Origin of the sequence: Vibrio sp. 10N.222.49.A3 (genome assembly GCF_041475145.1) — a bacterium.
Classification (GTDB): domain Bacteria; phylum Pseudomonadota; class Gammaproteobacteria; order Enterobacterales; family Vibrionaceae; genus Vibrio; species Vibrio tasmaniensis_A.
This window is the reverse complement of the sequence record NZ_JBFRVM010000361.1, coordinates 1-599: the sequence shown is the minus strand read 5'-3', so window position 1 is coordinate 599 and position 599 is coordinate 1. Positions and strand designations below refer to the sequence as shown.

2 protein-coding genes are annotated in these 599 nt (G+C 48.6%); both read left to right on the top strand.

Features of this window, described 5'->3' with window-relative positions; all coding sequences use genetic code 11:
* Nucleotides 1–173, top strand: a 173-nt coding sequence (traF, locus tag AB4589_RS25630; protein ID WP_372101980.1) for a conjugal transfer protein TraF, incomplete at its 5' end; no start/stop codon positions are given.
* 161 nt (nt 174–334) lie between these two features.
* Nucleotides 335–599: conjugal transfer protein TraF (traF, locus tag AB4589_RS25625; protein ID WP_372101979.1), on the top strand; the 265-nt coding region annotated here is incomplete at its 3' end.

The window sequence follows — 599 nt, the reverse complement described above, 5'->3', positions numbered from 1 at the left end:
AAGAAAACCGCCACAACCAAGGAAAAGTCACGGTGCCTTTTACGCCCGCCTTGATTTTGGTGCATCCCAGTACTGGAGAGATGAAGCCATTGGCGTACGGCTGGATAAGCCAAAATGATTTAATTGGGCGCTTTTACAACGTCGCCACCGACTTTGAGCAATCGAATTTTTAAAGCCACTCAACCCATGTAAAAACGCCATAAACAGAACCAGTATGGCCAATAAACCCAACCTTAAATCAACGTCTAATACGACATCCCCCGACTTCGCCCATGCCGCTCTCTTAAAGGATGTTCACTTTCTTTTATTTCTTCCTAAAACGTAAGGAGGCGCTATGCCATTTCTTCGTACCCTTGTGCTTGCTTTTTTGATTCATGCCGCCAGCGCACACGCTGCCATGCAAAACCAATATGCCCTGGTGTTCTTTTTTGAAAGCACCTGCCCGTACTGCCATAAGACCGCCCCTAAAATCACTCGCCTTGGCGAGCGATTTCAATTGCCGGTTTACGCCTTCTCTGTTGATGGGCCGGGCCTTCCAGGGTTTGAGGTCCCTATTCCTGTCACACCAGAGATAGGCAAGACCTTTTTCCCAGGCCAGG